Origin of the sequence: Pseudonocardia pini (assembly GCF_013870575.1) — a bacterium.
Classification (GTDB): Bacteria; Actinomycetota; Actinomycetes; order Mycobacteriales; family Pseudonocardiaceae; genus Pseudonocardia; species Pseudonocardia pini.
Map to the genome: position 1 here is coordinate 1 of NZ_JACBXB010001190.1, position 1,122 is coordinate 1,122.

The 1,122-nt window shown below is 72.4% G+C and carries 2 protein-coding genes; one reads left to right on the top strand and one right to left on the bottom strand.

The genetic code is table 11. The features are described 5' to 3' along the window. Positions 1-725: acyl-CoA dehydrogenase family protein (locus H5J29_RS33720; protein ID WP_181784912.1), on the bottom strand; the 725-nt coding region annotated here is incomplete at its 3' end. Positions 726-864: 139 nt separating this feature from the next. On the opposite strand from H5J29_RS33720, the gene H5J29_RS33725 reads away from it, so the two are divergent. Next, positions 865-1,122 (top strand): DUF3040 domain-containing protein (locus tag H5J29_RS33725; protein WP_181784913.1); only part of this gene is annotated, 258 nt, incomplete at its 3' end.

The following is a 1,122-nucleotide window of genomic DNA, read 5'->3' on the forward strand; positions in this document are numbered from 1 at the left end:
CTGCCGCTCGAGCCGATCGAGCTGCGCTCGTTCATCAGGGTGGTCATCGCCACCCGCCAGCCGTCGCCGACCGCGCCGAGCCGGTGGGCGTCGGGGATCCGCGCGTCGGACAGGTAGACCTCGTTGAACTCGGCCTGCCCGGTCATCTGGCGCAGCGGGCGCGTCTCCACGCCCGGCCCCTTCATATCGACGACGAAGTAGGTCAGGCCCTTGTGCTTCGGCGCGTCCGGGTCGGTGCGGGCCAGCAGCAGCGCCCAGCGGGCGCGGTGCGCGAGGCTCGTCCAGACCTTCTGCCCGTTGACGACCCACTCGTCGCCGTCCGGGACCGCGGAGGTCGCGAGGCCTGCGAGGTCCGAGCCGGCGCCCGGCTCGGAGAACAGCTGGCACCAGATGTTCTCGGTCGAGGCGAGCGGCCGGAGCCACCGGCGCTTGAGGTCGTCGGTCCCGGCGTGCTCGCGCAGGGTCGGCGCGGCCATGCCGTAGCCGATGGGGTTGAGGGAGAACGGCACGGGGCCGCCCGCGTCCTGCAGGATCGTGTCGGCCACGACCTGCAGCCCGCGGGAGACGCCGAGACCCCCGAGGGTCTCCGGGAAGTGCACCCAGGCGAGGCCCGCGTCGAACGCGGCGGCGAGGAAGTCCTGGACCGGGGTGGTGGTCGGGTCGTGGTCGCGCACGACCTGGTGCGCGGCCTCCGCCACCCGGGTCGAGTCGGCAACGGTGCTCATGGGCGCGACGATATGTGATGAACGCTCGTTAAGATAGGGCCCGTCCGCTCGCCCCGTCTCGATGGCTGTTCACCGAACAGGTGACGCCCAGATCGGACTTCGAGTGTCGAGATCCGCACGTCGGGGGTATGACGGAGGGGTGAGCGTCCCGGAGTCCCGTCCCCCGCACCTGACCGATGCCGAAAGGCAGCAGCTCGAGGAGCTCGAGCAGCGCCTCCTCGGCCAGTTCCCCGACCTGGGTGGCAGGTTCGCCTCCCGCCAGGTGGGCAACCCGACACCCCACGAGGTCCGTGTCGCGCGGATCCTGTTCGCCCTGGTCGGCGTCCTCGTCGTCGTCGTCGGCGGGGTGGTCGGCGGCCTCGGCGGCGCGGCCGCCGTGCTCGTCGCCGTGGGGGGC